Consider the following 17,762-nt stretch of genomic DNA (forward strand, 5'->3'; position numbering starts at 1 on the left):
ATCGTGGCGACGCTGGCAGTCTCGAACATCGCGTGGTCGAGCGAGGACGAGCCGGCGGTCGCGGCTGCGCTCATGAGGCTGTCCGTGACCCGGGTCGAGGTCGCTCCGACCAAGGTCTTCGCAGATCCATTGGCGGTGAGCGAGAAGGAGCGCGGCCGATACCAGAAGTTCTGGGCCGACCACGGGATCTCGATCGTGGCATTCCAATCGATGCTCTTCGGCCGCGAGGGTCTTCAACTGTTTGGCGAGCCGGGCTCACGGCGGGAGTTGATCGAGACGCTGCGCGGATTCATCGACTTGGCAGGTTCGATGGGCGTCCACAGGCTTGTCTTCGGGTCTCCGAAGAACAGGGTGCGTCCGCCGCACATGTCAGAGCGCGAAGCTTTCACCATCGCCGTTGACGCATTCTCGGTGCTCGGCGAGTCCGCGTTTCGGTCTGGGACGGTCCTGTGCATAGAGCCGAATCCGCCTGCGTACGAATGCAACTTCGTCGTCAACGCGGCTCAGGCCCGTCGGCTCGTGGGGGCAGTGCAGAGTCAAGGGTTCGGCCTCCATCTTGACGCTGCAGGTCTGACGCTGGCCGGAGACGACCTCGCTGCCGAGGTCGTCGCCTCCGGGGATGCGATTCAGCATTTCCATATCAGTGCGCCTCAGCTTGGCCCCATCAGTGCAGCGGGTGTTGACCACCGCGGGGCGGCGAGAAGCTTGAAACGTGTTGGCTACGAGGGTTGCGTGTCTATCGAGATGCGCCCGGTACCTGGAAGTGCCGCGGTCGAGTCTGTGGAACAAGCAGTCAACACGGCCCGGACTGAGTACGCCGCGCTCTTCGATGGCAGGAAGGACTCAGTCTTCAGTTCGCCGTCGTCCGAATAGCACTTTGCTGAAGGCGAAGTTCAAGATAAAGGACACGGGCACGCTTGCAACCTTCACCAAGCCGGGTTCTGCGGGCAGTGCGGTCGAGATCACTTCTATTGCGAACGAGAAGAACGCGATCGATGTCGCGTACCACATAAAGAACAGTACATACGTGGCGATGGTTGCTGAACGATCAAAGGTGTATCGGGAGACCAGGAGGTACACCACCGTGATCGAGCACGTCGCGCTGGTCGCATTCGCCGCAGCAGGCGGCATGCCGAGGTGGGTCAAAAGAAAGAACCCAACCAAATCCACGGTTAGCCCTGCGGCGGAGCCCAGAAGAAACCTCCAGAACTGGCTCACATATGCCTAACGGTAATCATTCGCAGGAGAAGTCTCGCCCGGAGTTCTGACAAGTCGGCGTCGACCCTCGGACAAGAAGTCAATAACAATGAACCAAAGCACGGGGACGAACGGCAGATACCACAAGACAAAATTGATGTGAGTGTGGATGTATGAATGGCCTTTAGCGAGAAAATACCACGATGCCGAAATAGCAAAAGAAATGCCCAGTAGCCACGCGTCTCGGGACGTCTTTTGATGAGATGCGTGCCAGCGCCGCAGCACGATTGCCATCACAGCGATGACTAGAATCCAAAAAGCCGAACCTGGGAGGTGCACTGTTAGAGGCGTGCCCAGATCGAAGCTTTGCAGGTCTGTGTCCCAGTCGAGAAGATACTTTGCTAGCACCAGCAGCGGATGCGCATCGAGCGATCGTGCGTAGACCTCGGGGAATGAATCGGAGGCTCCGTAGGTCCGCCGGAGCACGTCGTTGACGTAAATGTCGCGGATTCCCGCCGAAATGTCCCCTCGACCGCGCAAAGCAGAATGTCCCAGTAGGACCAGGGCGAACGAGCCCAATGCCAAGCCGATGATGAGAGCACAGAAACGAAGGGCACGTCGAAGGTCGCCAAAGAAGCGGCCTCGCGCGAGAATGAGCGAGAGGATCGGCACAGATGCCGCCATCAAGGTGATCGTAGTTATAAACTCATAGCCCGCTGCGAACCTTAAAGCAAAAGCGGCGAAGAGGGCGATGGCGGCCACTATCCGCAGTCGAGGCCGAGCGCTCCACATGGTCAATAGGATCGCGGCAAGGGTGGGGAGAATCCAACTCCACGGAATCCAGTAGAGATTTGGCGCGGCCGCGACCAGCCAGGGTGAAGTGATAGCCACCACGAAGAAGATGTAAGCGAGTAAGGGTTGTGAGATTCTCGCTAGCCCCACGGTCAGAAGAACGAAAGCGAGCGCGGTGAGCGATCCCGATAGCGCCCTCAGGCACGCTACCGAGTCGCACGCGGGGAGGTCGTACGCCCAGGAGAAGAAGTGTCCGGCCACACCGATCTGACTCAGATACGGCCGGAAATTCGAGTTACCTTCTTCTTCCGCGAGAAGATCTTCATAAGGCGCAAGCTGGTCGGGTGTGGCAATCAGCAGCCCCCACGGTGACGTGTCGGTCTGGAATGCTTGCTCTTGCACCTTTGCCAGGACGAGGGATTCGGAATCGCGCTGCCAGCCTGCGGCTCCTAGGCTGTCCGCCGTACCCAAGTAGTTGAGTGCGAGCAGCGGTGCGCTGATCGCTAGCAGGAGCCCTATCCGCGCCAACGTCCAAACTCGGTTCTTCACTTCGTCAGAGTATCTGGCTGACGCGTCACCCGGAGCGATCACGCATGCCGCGTGATGGGTAGCTCTGCACGGACGACCTCGACCTCGGAGCTTGGCGTCGAGCGGGTCGTTGCCGCCCACGGCGGCGTCGGTCTCCCTTTCGGCGCGCAGGCAGATCGGGAGGATGTCGTCAGAGTCGGCCTCGTACGTGTCAGCCCCGCGCGACGAGAGCATGACGACGGATGCGCGGCTGAGCCGCGGCGTCGGCGAGCAGTTTCGTCCCGTCGCGGTCGACGTTGACCTTGCACTCGGGCGTTCTGCCCGGGCCGAAGCCGGCGGCGAACACGACGGGATCGCGGCCGGTCAGCACCTCGGTGAGTTCAACGTCGTCGCATTGCTCGAGGTCCACGACGAGCGAAGTGGCTCCGGCGGCTGTGATGTCGGCCTCGTGGTCGGCGTCGCGGATCAGCGCGACGGGTTCATGCGCGCCGTCGGCGAGCAGTCTCGAGAGCTGGCGGGCGACCTGGCCGTTCGCACCTCGGCCTCACGATCGACGCCCCCCGCAACGCGATGTCCTGGCGCGAGCCGCGGGAGATCTCGCCCGACGGGGCGGCTGTGAGAGTGTTCGTCGTGCCGACGAACGAGGAGCTCGTGATCGGCGGCGGCGCTGTCCGGCTGAGTGGCCGGCCCCCGCTCTGCTGGCCCACAATAAGCGCAGCGTGCGATCGTCGAACTAGACTTCTACTCGATCGCGAACTTGCGTCGTTCGGGTCAGGGTATTCGCACGCTCTTCACGGGGGTCGAAGCCGCCGATGGACAAGGTCGGGATCTTGAGGGGGCCGTGTAGGTGAAGAAGAACCTACTAAAGCGAGGAGTGGCACTACTCGTTTCCGCGGGCGCCCAGTTCGCGCTGTTCGTTATAATCGCCCGAGAATTGGGCGCGGATCTGTTTGCTTCGTTCAGTGTAATCCTTGGTCTGGGGCTTTTCGCGGGAACGGTACTCGGCTTTGGTTCCGGTACGCACGTTCTACGTTTGGGCGACGGCGATCCCAGCTCGAGGTCGACAATATCCGCGTTGATCTGGCTTCGAGCCATCTCGACGGCCGTGATAGTCGCCGTGATCGGTGTTGTGCTCTCTCTGCGTGATGAGTACGTCTGGCTCGCTGTCTCGCTTGTGTGCGTGGAACTACTCAGCGATCTGGTGCAAGGGCTACTCGCGGGACGCGGACGGGTTGGGACGGCCTCTGTGCTCCTGCTCGCACAACGGCTTCTCCCGCTATTGCTTTACGCCGCGGGAGCGGTGAGCGGTGACGGAGTGTTCTGGCTCATCTTTGGAACGGTGGGCGTCGCAACGTTCCTGCTAGCCACAATGCTGAGTATGGCGGGGTTCGACGTGCAGATCAGGACGACAGTGTTGGCCTCGCGTGGGTACTGGGCCGATTCGCTCGCGGCGAGCGTTTCTCAACTGGATGTAGTGGCCGTTGCGTCGGGCTTCTCGGCCGCAACTACCGGCAGTTACGCGGCGGCAATGAGAATCTCCAGCCCCGTAAACATAGTCACCAGCGCTCTAATATTCGTGCTTGTGCCGGCCCTCTCACGCGAAAACAACGAACTCAAGCGTAAAGCCCTATTTGTATCAGCGCGCAACCTTACGGTTATAGTGCTACTCGGTTTACTGTCTGTTGCCGTGTTCGTGCCCCTGGGAGATGTAGCCGTGGGTATTCTTGGTTCCACATATGACAACGTTGGCCCTCTGTTTTCTGCCTTCCTCGTGGCGGCCGGGCTGAGTGGGGTGAGTAGGGTCTACCAAGCGGCTATAATCGCCCGAGGCCAGGTCGGGCTCGGAGCGCTGGCTGTATTTGCTGGTGGTTTGGTTGGCCTAGCCTTAATTCTCCTCGTTGCCGCTTTGGAAATTGCAGAGGCTTGGCTTGGCCTCGCCCCAATCATTGCTCAGGTTTGTATACTTGTGGGCCTTTTGACAATTACGTCAAGGGCAGAAGGATTCCGAAAGTGGGCGGGGGGCGGGACGCTATGATGCAACAATTGTCACGGAAGAACACGATTGTTTTGCTCACGGCAGCGGTTCGGCCTCGCGCCGCCGGACCCCTCGCGGTGTCCGACCCGCAAGAACGTCTTGGGCAGTATCGTCAGTCGCTACTTCGGTGGAGTAGCCTTCTTGAAGTCTCTGCGGCAGAGATTCATGTGGTAGAAACCACTGGGTCCGCCGGCTTGGGGTTGCTCTCGCTCGTGCCGCAACCGTTACGGAGCCGGATCGAAGTCATATCGTGCGAGGTGGACCGGGAAGCCGAGAGACGTGGCAAGGGCGCAGCCGAGTTTCACGCCATCGAAAAGTACATGGGTAGCGCTAGCGCGCCCGACGGGGACACCACGCTTTACAAGGTGACTGGGCGGCTTTTTGTTCGAAATGCGATGGAGTGCATCACGCCGCTGGCTCAAGAAGAGATCCGAATCCGAATGACTCTCGATCGCACCTTCGCGGACTCCCGGTTTTTTGGAGCCAGTTCGCTTCTCTGGAGAACTCTTCTCGCGGATATCTCCTCCAAGATGAATGACGAGAAGTCCATGATTGCAGAGGTTGTTTTAGCTGCCGAAGTTGCGCACGCGGCCGCGATAGGTGATATCTTGATCAGTCGGTTCCCACGTCGACCGGTATTTGAGGGCAAGTCGGGATCGACCGGAGAAATTTATAGGCAGACACCCGTCAGAGACTCCCTTCTGGCGCCGCTGGAGAAGGTGCTCGCTCGTTTAGCCTCACGCAAACAGGTCTAATTAGTGCGCTACAGGCCCCGAAGGGCCGCACGCCTCAATCGATACCAGTCGACCGTCCGGGTTACGCCCTCGCGCAGTCCGATCTTCGCCGTCCAGCCCGCCTCGGCGAGCTTGCTGACGTCGAGGAGCTTTTGAGGCGTGCCGTCGGGCTTCGTGGTGTCCCACTCGGTCTCGCCCTCGAAACCGATGACCTCGGCGATCGTCTCCGCGATCTCGCGGATGGTCGAGTCCTTGCCCGTGCCGACGTTGACCTGCTCGGGGCCGTCGTAGTGCTCCATGAGGTGCAGTACGGCATCGGCCATGTCGTCGGCGTGCAGAAACTCGCGGCGCGGCGAGCCCGTGCCCCAGTTCGTCACCGAGGCGCTGCCGTCGAGCGCGGCTTCGTCGTAGCGGCGTATGAGCGCCGGCAGCACGTGAGAGCCCGTGGGCGTGAAGTTGTCGTTGGGCCCGTAGAGGTTGGTCGGCATTGCCGAGATCCACGGCAACCCGTACTGCCGCCGCACGGCCTGGGTGTGCATGATGCCGGCGATCTTCGCGATCGCGTAGGCGTCGTTGGTGGGCTCCAGGTGGCCTGTGAGAAGCGAGTCCTCGCGGATGGGCTGCTCGGCGAACTTCGGGTAGATGCACGACGAGCCGAGGAACATCACGCGTTCGACGTCATTCGCGAGCGCCGCGTCGAGCACATTGGACTGGATGCGGATGTTGTCGCTGAGGAAGTCGACGGGATACGTGCTGTTGGCGAGAATGCCGCCGACCTTCGCCGCGGCGAGCACGAGGTAGCGCGGCGTGATCTCGCCGACGTAGGCGAATACGTCGTCGCGGTTCTTCAGGTCAAGTTCGGTCGAGGTCTTCCCGACGACCCGCGTGAAGCCCTCCTGCTTGAGCTTCCGTGAGATGGCCGAGCCGACGAGCCCGCGATGGCCGGCGACGTACACGACGGCATCGCGGTCGAGTGCGGTCGGGGTGTACTCGACACCGTCGCTCGAGGTCACTGCGTGCCCCATGAGGGGAGCGAGACGCGGTCGATCCACGGGCGGCCAGCGTGCTCGAGTGCTTCGATGTCGGCGTCGACCATGAGGGTTGCGAGCTGGCGGCCGTCAACGGTCGCCTTCCATCCGAGCTTGCGCTCTGCCTTGCTCGGGTCGCCGACGAGGGCGTCGACCTCGGTGGGCCGCAGGTAGCGCTCGTCGAAGCGAACGTGCTTCTCCCAGTCGAGCCCGGCGCGCTGGAAGGAGATCTCGAGGAACTCGCGCACCGTGATGCCGAGCCCGGTGGCGAGAACGAAGTCGTCCGGCTCGTCGACCTGCAACATACGCCACATGCCCTCGACGTACTCGGCCGCGTAGCCCCAATCGCGCACGGCATCGAGGTTGCCCATGTAAAGGTGTTCCTGCTGCCCGGACTTGATGGCGGCGACCGCGCGCGTGATCTTTCGGGTGACGAACGTCTCGCCGCGACGAGGCGACTCGTGATTGAAGAGAATGCCGTTGACCGCGAACATCCCGTACGCCTCGCGGTAGTTCTTCGTGATCCAGTAGCTGTAGAGCTTCGCGGCGGCATACGGGGAGCGCGGGTAGAACGGCGTCTGCTCATCCTGCGGGGGTGGAGTCGCGCCGTACAGCTCGGAGGACGACGCCTGGTAGAACCGCGTCTTGATGCCCGAGAGTCGCACAGCCTCGAGCATGCGGATCGTGCCGGTGCCCGTCGTGTCGGCCGTGTGCTCCGGCTCGTCGAAGGAGACCCGCACATGCGATTGCGCCGCGAGGTTGTAAACCTCGTCGGGATTGACCTCAGCGAGCAGGGTGACCAGACGTGCCCCATCGCTCAAATCGCCGTAGTGCAGAAAGAGCTTCGCGCTCGGATCGTGGGGGTCGACGTAGAGGTGATCGATGCGCGCGGTATTGAAGGTGGATGCTCGTCGGATGAGCCCGTGGACTTCGTATCCCTTGGCGAGCAGCAACTCTGCGAGGTAGGAGCCGTCCTGGCCGGTGATGCCGGTGATGAGTGCGCGCTTGGTCAAAGAAGGTCCAATGCAGGTTCAGTATGATGAAGTCTCACGTAAGGCGACCGAAGTAGCCAAGAACAACTCTAGATCGTGCGTCCAACGTTGCGTAGTCGGCCGACTGACGCGGCCTCGGGGTAGTGTGGGGTCCGACCAGACGGACCGTCGACCGAGGAGCTCACGCATGCCTGGAGTCCGCGTCATCGATCTCGCGAAAGCCCCCGGCGAGCGTCAGGCGTGGGACCGCCCCAAACTTGTCGTGTACGTGTGGGCGATCGCGGAACTCCTCTTCGTCACTAACCCATGGCAGGCGAGTTCTCGACTTCGGATCACCGTATTGCGGCTGTTCGGAGCGTCGATCGGGCAGTCCGTGGTATTCAGGCCTCGGACCCGCGTGCGCTTTCCATGGAAACTTTCCATCGGTGATCGGAGTTGGATCGGCGAGGGAGTCTGGTTTCACAATCAGGACCTGATCGAGGTGGGCCATGATGTTGTCATCTCGCAGGAGACGTTTCTCACCACGGGGAGTCATGCTCATCGAATCGATATGGCTCTCGTCACTCGGCCTATCGTGATTGGTCCGGGGGCCTGGATCACTAGCCGATGCGTGGTGCTCGGTGGAACAGATATCGGAACCTCGGCAGTGATCAAGCCCATGACAGTGGTTCAGGGCGTCGTCCCCGCTAACACTGTCTTCGGCCCTGGCGGGGCCGAAGGTCCGCGCTTCCTTGAGGCAAAGTAACCGTGCGCATACTTCACGTCGTAACCCTATTCAGCCCGGATGGGGCATACGGTGGTCCGGTTCGTGTGGCGACGAATCTGAGCAGCGAACTCGCAAATCGAAATCACGACGTCACTGTGGTTGGCGGTAAGCGTAGCTTCGAGGGGAGCGGGAGTTCGGAACCGAAATCCATTGAGAACCTCGACTATCGTCTTTTCCCATCACGGATCGCCGTTCCAGGCGTGGGGTTTGCCGGCATCGGCGCCCCTCTAATGCTACCCTGGCTTCGTCGGAATAGCCGCAATTTTGATGTTGCGCACATCCATCTTGCTCGAGATCTCACCGTGTTGCCCGCAGCGGTACTTCTACAGAAATTGAACATTCCGATGGTGATTCAGGCGCACGGGATGATCGTCCCCTCTCCAAAGATCTCCGCGCGTGTGGTCGACGCGCTGGCAACTAAACGAGTATTGCGCGGGGCGCGTCAGCTATTGTGCCTCACGAAAGAGGAAGAGGACGCCTCCAGGGCAGTGGGCGGGCAGGCCCTGCGCACGGAACGGTTGCTCAACGGAGTGCCGATCCCCGTGCTCCCATCGTTGTCGGCGCCGCCCCGAACCGTCGAGGTCGCATTTCTCGCAAGGCTGCACAAGCGCAAGCGACCCGAGTTCTTTGCGCGTTCTGCAGTGGAACTGCAGAATGAGTTCCCCGATGCCGTGTTTTCCATTGCGGGGCCGGACGAAGGGGCGGCCCAAAGTGTTCATAGGATTCTCAATGCGGCTGGTTCGCCGCCCTCGGTACGCGTTTACGGAGCGATCCCTCCGGGAGATGTATCTGCACACCTCTCCAGGTGTTCCGTGTACGTGCTTCCGACCGTGGGCGAGGCCTTAAGCATGTCGGCCCTCGAGGCCATGGCACTCGGGAAGCCGGCGATCGTGACCACCACTTGCGGCCTCGCCCCGGACATTGAAAAATACGCGGCTGGCATAGTCGTGGGCCCCGAGCAATCGGCGCTGACCGAAGCGATACGAACGCTTCTGTCTTCAGAGAGCATGCGCGTAAGAATGGGCGCAAATGCAAGGCGATTGGTGGAGGAAAAGTATTCGGTCGGGGCGGTCACGACGCGACTTGAAGGCATTTACGAACGTGCGCTAGGAGGGTAGGCGATGACTTTGCACTCCGTCGTGCCGTCGTTATCCAGCTCACCGTGTTCACGACGCCATGGTCATCCCACCGGCCAGAAAGAGAATTTCGGCACCCCGGGCTCGACATTGCAGACGTATCCGACTCGCTTCGCGAGTGCTTCCAGCAGTTCCCGTGTGCGGTAGGAGAACCGGGGTGCCCTGCGGTTGCGGGCGCGCCTCAAATTTTTGACATGACCGAGCGGTTCGGCGCAAAGATGAAATCGTGTGCCGGGCTGAGTGCTGTGGCGGCTCGGCTATCGCCCGCGCTTGGCGCTGTCAAGGATCTTCTCGAACGTGTCGATGGCATTAGCTTCGCCTAGTACCTTCCGCCGGAAGGACTGCCCCCGCTCGCCAAGCGCGTCTCCGTAGCGCTTGTCGGTGCCGACTCTCACGATGGCACGCAAGAGGCCCTGCGCATCTCCAGATTCGACGATTTCACCACCCTCAGCAGCTCTTATTTCGTCCGCAGTGATCCCGTCCGGATCCGTTGCAGCGACGACCGGGCGTCCCGCATGAAAGTATGAAGTCAATTTGCTCGGGACGGACATCTCGCTGACCCCTGGTAGCTCATGTACTAGGAGGACGTCTGCGGCGCGGAGAGCAGCGGTGAACTCGGCCTCAGGTAGGGTCTCCAGGAATGAGACGCTGGTGAGGCCACTTGACTGCTCCATGAGTGCGCGCCGTTGCGAACCGTTTCCAAGGAATACGAATCGCACTTCGGGAGACTGAGCTTCCGCCAGCCGCGCTGCGTCCAGCGCCAGGTGCAGTCCTTGCTTGACTCCCATGTTCCCCGCGTGCAACACGATCGTCTCATCCGGAGACCATCCGAGGCGTGCGCGCGTGTGGAGGACGTCCACGGTCTCGTCCTCATCGTCCTGAATATGCGACCAATTGCGGACCACTCTCACGCGTTCGGCATCGACGCCCATGTTTTCAATGATTCGACGCGCGAATCGGTCATGGATGACGACGACCACGTCGGATCTTCGTAGCACCCACCTCTCGACCGATCCCACCAGTCGCGCGCCGGCACCTGAGCCACGGCCTGTCTCTGCCATTCCCGCGGAATAGAGGTCTTGAACCCAGATGACGAATGGGCGTTGGTCGCGCATGAGCAATGTGCGGAGTCGCGCGAGTGCCGAGGTGAGGAGAGCGGGGGAGACGGTCAGGGTGATGTCGTGCGCCCGCCACGCTCCGAAGTTCTGCCTCAAACCTAGGCTGATCTCGGAGATCGCTCGTCTCACATGAGACGGATCCCGGGGGACGTAATGCCGTTGCCTCGTGACGCGCACTCCGGTGATCAACTCACGGCGAGTCCACTGACCGTACCCGGGTTGCACGCGCCATGCAGGGTAGTGGGGATGAGTTGTCAACACCTCCACGCCGTGGCCTCGCGCACGTAGCCCGGCGGCCAGGCCGGTTGTGTAGGGGGCGGTACCTGTCGCTTCTGGCCAAAAGTTGCTGGCTAGAATCAACAGGCGCATCGGGCGAACCATCACGCTAGTTTATGTGCGCGGTACCTGGGCCGGAATGTCGTCCAGGCGCTTCTACGAACCGTCGATCGTCTGGCTGTCAGCTATCGAGTGTTAACATTGCGGTTGGCGGCTGCGCCATCCCCCGGGTTCAGGGGCAGACGTCGTAGCGGCTTTCAGGAGAGTTGTCGCGTGTGAACTGGAGACGGCAAGTGATCCCGTCGGCTAGAGTGCTGATCGTAGAACCGAACGGGGACGGGCATCGTCTCGGGTACGTGCGCCTCCTTCTTGCCGAGCTTGCCACCCGCGGGACATCAGCGACTGTGCTCACCTCGAGAAGCGCTGTCGGCTCACCCGAATGGTCCATTCATATCGACGGTTCCCCCCAACAATTCCACGTGGCACTGGCCGATGACTTCTCCCTGCGCGGCATCGCGAATGTAAGCAAGCAATTGCGCGCATCTCGGGTGATCGTGCCGGACGGTGACCGCCTTCTTTTGCGGCTCGCCGCTGTCGGCTGGCGGGCAAGCGGTGAGCTTGTAGTTCTCGTCCTGCGCCCGGAGGCGCAACCTCGGCGTTCGCCCGTGGCCATGCGTGTTGTTCACTGCGTGAAGCGATCATTACGGCGGATCGCGGGACGTCGAAACAATGTCTCCATTCTCGCGCTGACGAGCCCGCATTCCCCGGTGCCAGATCCGGGCGAGAGTTGGGTCCGGGACCCGGTAGCTCTGCAGGCCGTGCCTGCGCTAGTCGACCGTTTCGTTGAGGAGCTCGCTTCCCATTCCGTCGACTACTGGGTGGGTGTCTTCGGCTATGTGAGTCCTCGTAAGAACCTCCACCTCATTGCTGAGGCGATCACCCCACTACCCGGCGTGGGGCTAGTCCTGGCCGGAACTGTCTCTGACGAGGCGGAGAAACTTGCTCGACCTTGGCTTGAGACCCTCATGTCTGAGGGCCGCGTATACGTTCACCGCGGACCCTTGGCGTCCGACATGTTTGATTCGCTCCTCAGCAGCGTTGACTGTGTCGTGGCGGCGCATAGCAACGATGGTCCTAGCGGAGTGGTTGCACGTGCGGCCGTCGCTGGCAAAGTCGTGGTGCTCGCCGGGGCGCCGACGCTGAGGCGTGAAGCCATCGCACTCGGGCCCCAAGCGTTCTGGGCCGAATTGACCGTTTGCGGGTTGCGGATGGCCGTCGCAGAGGCGAGGGACGAACCGAGGCCGTTCACGCCTCCTGTGGGAGGCGTGGAGCATTTTGTGAGTCGTCTCTTGGGTCCCCCAACTTCGCCGTAAATTGAGGGGCCCGTGCCGGCTCCGTGCGTCACGCTGTCGCGAAAGACTCCTCCTCGCACTGAGCCGCTCTGTCTGTCAGTGCTCACCACTACGCTGACGGGGTGGCCACCGCCCTCTACCGCCGCTACCGGCCCGAGAACTTCGCCGAGCTCATCGGCCAGTCGCACGTGACCGATCCGCTGCGCGCCGCCCTCCGCAGCGACCGGGTGAACCACGCCTATCTCTTCAGCGGCCCGCGCGGCTGCGGCAAGACCACGTCGGCCCGCATCCTCGCTCGCTGCCTGAACTGCGCCGAGGGCCCGACCGACACCCCGTGCGGCGTGTGCCCGAGCTGCGTCGAGCTGTCGCGCGCGGGCGGCGGCTCGCTCGATGTCGTCGAGATCGACGCCGCGAGCCACGGTGGCGTCGATGACGCCCGCGACCTGCGCGAGCGTGCGGTCTTCGCGCCGGCTCGCGACCGCTACAAGATCTTCATCATCGACGAGGCCCACATGGTCACCTCGGGCGGCTTCAACGCGCTGCTCAAGATCGTCGAGGAGCCGCCGGAGCACATCAAATTCATCTTCGCGACGACCGAGCCCGAGAAGGTCATCGGCACGATCCGGTCGCGCACCCACCACTACCCCTTCCGACTCGTGCCGCCAGCGCAGCTGCTCGACTACGTCGCCGAGCTCGCCGGGAGCGAGGGCGTGACGATCGCGCCGGGCGTCCTTCCCCTCGTGGTCCGCGCCGGCGGCGGGTCGGTCCGCGACACGCTCTCCCTCCTCGACCAGCTCATCGCCGGCAGCGATGCGGACACCGTCACCTACGAGCGCGCCGTCGCCCTCCTCGGCTACACGCACGGCTCGCTACTCGACGAGGTCGTCTCAGCGATCGCCGCTCGCGATGCGAACGCGGCGTTCCACGCCATCGACCGCGTTATTCAGACGGGGCAGGACCCTCGGCGCTTCGTCGACGACCTCCTCGAGCGACTCCGCGACCTCATCGTCGTGCAAGCCACTGCCGGCAACGCAGGTGACGTGCTGCGGGGCATCCCCGCTGACGACCTCGCCCGCATGCACGAGCACGCTGCGCTCTTCGCGCCGGCCGATCTGTCCAAGGCGGCGGATGTCGTCAATCGCGCCCTCACGGAGATGACGGGAGCGACATCCCCCCGTCTCCATCTCGAGCTGATGATGGCGCGCGTGCTCGTCACCGCGTCGCCGAGCGGAGCGGCGCCGGTCACCCGGACGACGGCGCCCGCCGCTGCTCCTGGAGCTCCTGCCGCGCCGACCCCGGCGCCCGCCCCGGCACCCACCTCCGAGCCCGCCCCGGAACAGAGTCCGGTCGACCTGCCCGCTGTCGCCGGCCCGCTCACCCTCGACGGGCTTCGCGAGAAGTGGCCCGCGATCCTCGAGCGGATCCAGTCCGAGAAGATGAGCGCCTGGACGGTCGTCTATCTCGCCGAGCCCGTTGAGCTTGACGACGGCGACGTGCTCACGCTCGCCTTCACCTCCGAGAGCGACGCGAACCGCTTCAAGGAGCGCACGAGCCCCGCCGACAGCGTGAGCGAGCACGTCCGCAACGCCATCCAGCATCACCTCGGCGTTCGCGTGAAGTTCAAAGTGCGCCTCGGTGGGGCTCCGCGGCCGACGCCGTCCGCCGCATCGGTGCCAGCGCCGAGCGAAAGCTCACCGCCCGCCGACCCCGACCCGGCTCCCCGCTCCGAACCGGATAACTCCGTCGCCGCGCTCGCGAGCACCGCCGCTGCGGCGCCTCCCGTGACCGGGTGGAACGTCGTCGCCATTCCCGGTGCATCCGCTCCGTCACCGGTCTCACACTCGCCGGGCGACGATGAGCCCCCCGCGCTCAGCGACGCCGACGCTCCTGCGCCCGACGACGAACAGACCGACGACCTGCCCTCGCCGCCTCGGCCGCCAATCCACCCTGCCGAAGCGGCCGGGCGCCAGCGCTACGGCGAGTCCGTCGTGCGCGAGGTCCTCGGCGCACGCTTCATCGGCGAAGAGGTCATCGAATCGGCCGTGAGTCTCACACCGTCTCCGCGAGAGGACGACTAGCCCGTGTACGACGGCATCATCCAAGACCTCATCGACGAGTTCGGTCGACTACCCGGAATCGGGCCGAAATCGGCGCAGCGCATCGCCTTCCACATTCTCCAGACCGAGAGCTTCGACGTCAGTCGGCTCGCCCAGCTGCTCACCGACCTCCGCGAGAAGGTCCGCTTCTGCCAGATCTGCGGCAACGTCGCCGAGCAGGAGACGTGCGGAATCTGCCGCGACCCTCGGCGCAGCCCGACCACGATCTGCGTCGTGGAGGAGGCGAAGGACGTCGTCGCGATCGAACGGACTCGCGAGTTCCGCGGGCTCTATCACGTGCTCGGCGGCGCCATCAGCCCCATCGACGGCATCGGCCCCGACGACCTCCGCATCTCGCAGCTGCTTGGGCGCCTGAGCGACAGCACCGTGACCGAGGTCATCATCGCCACTGACCCGAACCTCGAGGGCGAGGCGACGGCGACCTACCTCACTCGCCTGCTCGTGCAGCCGAACCTCACCGTCTCGCGGCTCGCGAGCGGCCTCCCCGTGGGTGGCGACCTTGAGTACGCCGACGAGGTCACGTTGGGCAGAGCTTTTGAAGGCCGCCGCACTGTTCATCGGTGAGAACCTGTTCTGCAGCTACGCTCTCGCGCGGATCGCATTGTCGGGCGATCCACTAATTAGGTAGTGATCACTACATTACAACCGAGGTGATAAAGCTTACCTGGGACAAGCGGAACTCATCGCCGAGAGACGCTAGCCAGCGCTCGAAGAGGATCCTGTTATGGCTTGTTTCGACTCGTCGCTCCGAACATCTGCGGCGCTTTGGCGCTAGCTTGAGCGGCATTGAGACAGGATGCCACTCCGGTTAAAGCGAGTATCACGGCAAAACCTAAACCACGATCTTCAAAAGGAGTTCCGAAAGGCAAACTCAACAGGCCCACGACCACTAGGCCCCACCATGCGGTGTGCGCCGGCGATGGCGTGACGGATCTTGCGCTGATCCAAACAGCCCGGCACAGAGCAACAAAGTACGCGAGAAGAACTAACGTTCCAAGCCAACCAAGTCGCACCAGTGTCATGAGTGGCGAGTCTAAAATTATGGGAACAAAATACCCCAAACCAAGACCGAGAACCGGGCTGAGACTAAACAGCGCTACCCCCTGGGAATACTGTTCCGCCCGCATGACGAAGGACTGATCTGCTTGTCCCTGGCCTGCGAGAACGGAAATCGCTGACCGCAACCGGCCTTCGATGAATTCTGGACTGTTAAGCGCCACTGACGCAATCGCCGGGAATGCAGCCAAGAACAGGCCGCCTGCGACCAGCACAGTCACAGCTAGACGGCCGGTACCCACACGAGACGAGGACTTTCTTCCGACCACGGCTAGAAGTGCGCCAAAGATCACAAGGTTGGTTCTGGTTCCCGTGATGAGCATTGACAGAGGTATTATTACGGTCGGAGTCAGCCAGGCGACCCGGCTCCACGCGGTCGAATGAGAAACGAGAATCACAGCAAGCGCGAAGGCTAGTGCGGGTAGCAGCAAGCTTGATACAACAATCCGATCTGCGCTCAATGCCGTCACGCCTCGTCGGCTGAGCCAATCGATGGCGAACCCTACGGCGGCGACCGTGCCAATAACCCCCACCAGCGCGTACGCCAGGCGTGGGGTGATATCGCGGCCAGTGTCTAAAGCAATGATCGGGCCGACGACTAACATCAGATAGAAGATCGATTGTCGTGCGAAGGTCGTAAAGTCTGCATTCATGGGTGATGCGAGAAAGCCTATTATTACTACCGCAACGAGCAGTGTGCCCCATGGAAGTGCAGGTCGAAAATAGTGAAGATAGTCAGGCGGGTCGCGAAAGAGCCTGACAGCGGCAACCGACACCGATACGCTCAGCAACCCTGCGTATATCAGTTTTCCAGAACTGAGGTCAGTGGAGGAACCAAGAACTAGCATGCCCCCGACGACGCTGGCCATGAGTCTCGCTAGCGAGTACCGAATGATGACGAACATGCCTATTGGTGCCGCCGCGGATGCCAGAGCGAGCGCAGGGTCCACTGACAGAAGTAGTGCCGAAAAAGAAGCCCAGGCGAGCGCCATGGCGGTGACGAAGATTGATCGACGCCGGGCCAGCCCAGCGGAGAACGCGAGCTTCATCAGTGCACGCCCTTCGGTATGTGATCGAGTTGCCGTGCTGTTGTGCTCCCCTGAGGTGTCTGCCGATCCATCACCGTACATCGGCCTATGTCTCGAGACGCTTCTTCATCCAGTTATTGCGCGACCTTCGCGCGATAAGAAGGGCCCGGGCATGGTGCATCTTGTGGCTGCCACCCGAGCTAGAGTAGGTAGTAGAGCCGTTGTAGAATACCCGGTTCGACTGCAGCCGCTCGGCGGATGACGAGTGCTAGGGGTACTAGTCGGCACCGGACACAAAAAGCGGACGCGCACCCAGCCCCCACAGCCACAGGAGTTCCGCCGTGAGCCTCATCGTGCAGAAGTTCGGCGGTTCCTCCGTCTCCGACGCCGAGAGCATCAAGCGCGTCGCCAAGCGCATCGTCGCCACCCGCAAGGCGGGCAACGACGTCGTCGTCGCCGTGAGCGCGATGGGCGACACCACCGACGAGCTGCTTGACCTCGCCCACGAGGTCAGCCCCCTGCCCGATCCGCGAGAGCTCGACATGCTCCTCACCACGGGCGAGCGCATCTCCATGGCGCTCCTTGCCATGGCGATCAAGAGTATGGGCGTCGAAGCCCTCTCCTTCACCGGCAGCCAGGCGGGCATGATCACGGATGCCCAGCACGGGTCCGCTCGAATCGTCGATGTCACCCCCGTCCGCGTCCGCGAGGCGCTCGACCAGGGCGCGATCGCGATCGTCGCGGGCTTCCAGGGCTTCAATCGCGACAGCCGTGACATCACGACGCTCGGCCGTGGCGGCTCCGACACCACCGCCGTCGCCCTCGCCGCTGCGCTCGGCGCTGACGTCTGCGAGATCTACACCGACGTCGACGGCGTGTTCACCGCCGACCCGCGCGTCGTCAAGAAGGCGCGCAAGCTCGACCGAGTCACGGCGGAGGAGATGCTCGAGCTCGCCGCGAGCGGCTCGAAGGTTCTGTACATTCGCGCCGTCGAGTTCGCTCGCCGCCACGGCGTCACGTTGCACGTCCGCTCGTCGTTCACGCATGACGAGGGCACGTGGGTCATCAGCCGCACCGAGGGAGAAGAAGTGGAAGAACCGATCATCACCGGCGTCGCAGGCGATCTCAGCGAGGCGAAGATCACCGTCGCGGGCGTCCCCGACACCCCGGGCAAGGCCGCCGACATCTTCACGATCGTCGCCAAGACCGGCGCCAACATCGACATGATCGTCCAGAACGTCAGCGCCGCCGCCACGAGCCGCACCGACATCTCCTTCACCCTCCCGAAGTCCGACGCCGAGAAGGTGCTCACCGCTCTCCGCGCCGAGCAGGCCGACGTCGGGTTCGAGTCGCTGCAGCACGACGACCAGATCGGCAAGCTCTCGGTCGTCGGCGGCGGCATGCGCACGAACGCCGGCGTGAGCGCACAGCTCTTCACCGCCCTCAAGCACGCCGGCATCAACATCGAGATGATCTCCACCTCCGAGATCCGCATCTCTGTCATCACGCGCGCCGACATCCTCAACCACGCCGTGCAGATCGTGCACACCGCGTTCGGGCTCGACGGCGACACCGAGGCGACCGTCTACGCGGGAACAGGGCGATAG

Annotated in this window: 16 protein-coding genes; 8 read left to right on the forward strand and 8 right to left on the reverse strand. The window is 62.7% G+C overall.

The window, feature by feature from the left end:
• The first annotated feature begins 3 nt into the window (after window positions 1-3).
• Window positions 4-873 (forward strand): TIM barrel protein, encoded by an 870-nt coding sequence (locus FHX53_RS08645; RefSeq protein ID WP_182490952.1) that lies wholly within the window; start codon window positions 4-6, stop codon window positions 871-873.
• Here the strand turns inward: FHX53_RS08645 and FHX53_RS14170 are convergent.
• From FHX53_RS14170 to FHX53_RS14175, 3 genes are all read right to left on the reverse strand, one after another.
• Window positions 844-1,218, reverse strand: a complete 375-nt coding sequence (locus tag FHX53_RS14170; protein WP_182490953.1) for a GtrA family protein — start codon at window positions 1,216-1,218, stop codon at window positions 844-846. The genes FHX53_RS08645 and FHX53_RS14170 overlap by 30 nt on opposite strands.
• Before the next feature lie 6 nt (window positions 1,219-1,224).
• On the reverse strand, window positions 1,225-2,538 hold the full coding sequence (locus FHX53_RS08655; protein ID WP_182490954.1) for a hypothetical protein: 1,314 nt from the start codon (window positions 2,536-2,538) through the stop codon (window positions 1,225-1,227).
• Window positions 2,539-2,728: 190 nt separating this feature from the next.
• On the reverse strand, window positions 2,729-3,019 hold the full coding sequence (locus FHX53_RS14175) for an NAD(P)H-binding protein (protein WP_182491120.1): 291 nt from the start codon (window positions 3,017-3,019) through the stop codon (window positions 2,729-2,731).
• Window positions 3,020-3,364: 345 nt separating this feature from the next.
• Between FHX53_RS14175 and FHX53_RS08665 the strand changes: the two genes are divergently transcribed.
• Both FHX53_RS08665 and FHX53_RS08670 read left to right on the forward strand, forming a co-directional pair.
• Entirely contained in the window at window positions 3,365-4,552 is a 1,188-nt protein-coding gene (locus FHX53_RS08665) for a lipopolysaccharide biosynthesis protein (protein WP_182490955.1), read from the forward strand.
• A complete protein-coding gene (locus FHX53_RS08670; protein WP_182490956.1) occupies window positions 4,549-5,307 on the forward strand; it encodes a hypothetical protein in 759 nt (252 codons plus the stop codon). The genes FHX53_RS08665 and FHX53_RS08670 overlap by 4 nt, the downstream gene beginning before the upstream one ends.
• Before the next feature lie 8 nt (window positions 5,308-5,315).
• Here the strand turns inward: FHX53_RS08670 and FHX53_RS08675 are convergent, their stop codons facing one another.
• Entirely contained in the window at window positions 5,316-6,311 is a 996-nt protein-coding gene (locus FHX53_RS08675) for a GDP-L-fucose synthase family protein (protein WP_182491121.1), read from the reverse strand.
• Window positions 6,296-7,327, reverse strand: coding sequence for a GDP-mannose 4,6-dehydratase (gene gmd / locus FHX53_RS08680; RefSeq protein ID WP_182490957.1), 1,032 nt, complete (start codon window positions 7,325-7,327; stop codon window positions 6,296-6,298). The genes FHX53_RS08675 and gmd overlap by 16 nt, the downstream gene beginning before the upstream one ends.
• A 166-nt stretch (window positions 7,328-7,493) precedes the next feature.
• On the opposite strand from gmd, the gene FHX53_RS08685 reads away from it, so the two are divergent.
• Window positions 7,494-8,051, forward strand: coding sequence for an LbetaH domain-containing protein (locus tag FHX53_RS08685; protein ID WP_182490958.1), 558 nt, complete (start codon window positions 7,494-7,496; stop codon window positions 8,049-8,051).
• A 2-nt stretch (window positions 8,052-8,053) separates the two neighbouring features.
• Window positions 8,054-9,190, forward strand: coding sequence for a glycosyltransferase (locus FHX53_RS14060; protein ID WP_343050931.1), 1,137 nt, complete (start codon window positions 8,054-8,056; stop codon window positions 9,188-9,190).
• Window positions 9,191-9,465: 275 nt separating this feature from the next.
• Here the strand turns inward: FHX53_RS14060 and FHX53_RS08695 are convergent, their stop codons facing one another.
• Together FHX53_RS08695 and FHX53_RS08700 are read right to left on the reverse strand one after the other, a co-directional pair.
• Window positions 9,466-10,707, reverse strand: a complete 1,242-nt coding sequence (locus tag FHX53_RS08695; RefSeq protein ID WP_343050932.1) for a glycosyltransferase — start codon at window positions 10,705-10,707, stop codon at window positions 9,466-9,468.
• 326 nt (window positions 10,708-11,033) lie between these two features.
• Window positions 11,034-11,288 carry a hypothetical protein gene (locus tag FHX53_RS08700; RefSeq protein ID WP_182490960.1) on the reverse strand — a complete coding sequence of 85 codons (255 nt, stop codon included), beginning with the start codon at window positions 11,286-11,288 and terminating at the stop codon, window positions 11,034-11,036.
• A gap of 788 nt (window positions 11,289-12,076) precedes the next feature.
• On the opposite strand from FHX53_RS08700, the gene FHX53_RS08705 reads away from it, so the two are divergent.
• Complete coding sequence (locus tag FHX53_RS08705) at window positions 12,077-14,032, forward strand: DNA polymerase III subunit gamma and tau (RefSeq protein ID WP_182490961.1); 1,956 nt, start codon at window positions 12,077-12,079, stop codon at window positions 14,030-14,032.
• A 3-nt stretch (window positions 14,033-14,035) separates the two neighbouring features.
• Window positions 14,036-14,635, forward strand: a complete 600-nt coding sequence (recR, locus tag FHX53_RS08710; protein ID WP_182490962.1) for a recombination mediator RecR — start codon at window positions 14,036-14,038, stop codon at window positions 14,633-14,635.
• 158 nt (window positions 14,636-14,793) lie between these two features.
• Here recR and FHX53_RS08715 read toward each other — a convergent pair whose 3' ends face one another.
• Window positions 14,794-16,176: a hypothetical protein gene (locus FHX53_RS08715; protein WP_182490963.1), complete on the reverse strand. Its 1,383-nt coding sequence runs from the start codon at window positions 16,174-16,176 to the stop codon at window positions 14,794-14,796.
• Window positions 16,177-16,496: 320 nt separating this feature from the next.
• Between FHX53_RS08715 and FHX53_RS08720 the strand changes: the two genes are divergently transcribed.
• Window positions 16,497-17,762, forward strand: coding sequence for an aspartate kinase (locus tag FHX53_RS08720; RefSeq protein ID WP_182490964.1), 1,266 nt, complete (start codon window positions 16,497-16,499; stop codon window positions 17,760-17,762).

Origin of the sequence: Microcella alkalica (genome assembly GCF_014137945.1) — a bacterium.
Taxonomy (GTDB): Bacteria; Actinomycetota; Actinomycetes; order Actinomycetales; family Microbacteriaceae; genus Microcella; species Microcella alkalica.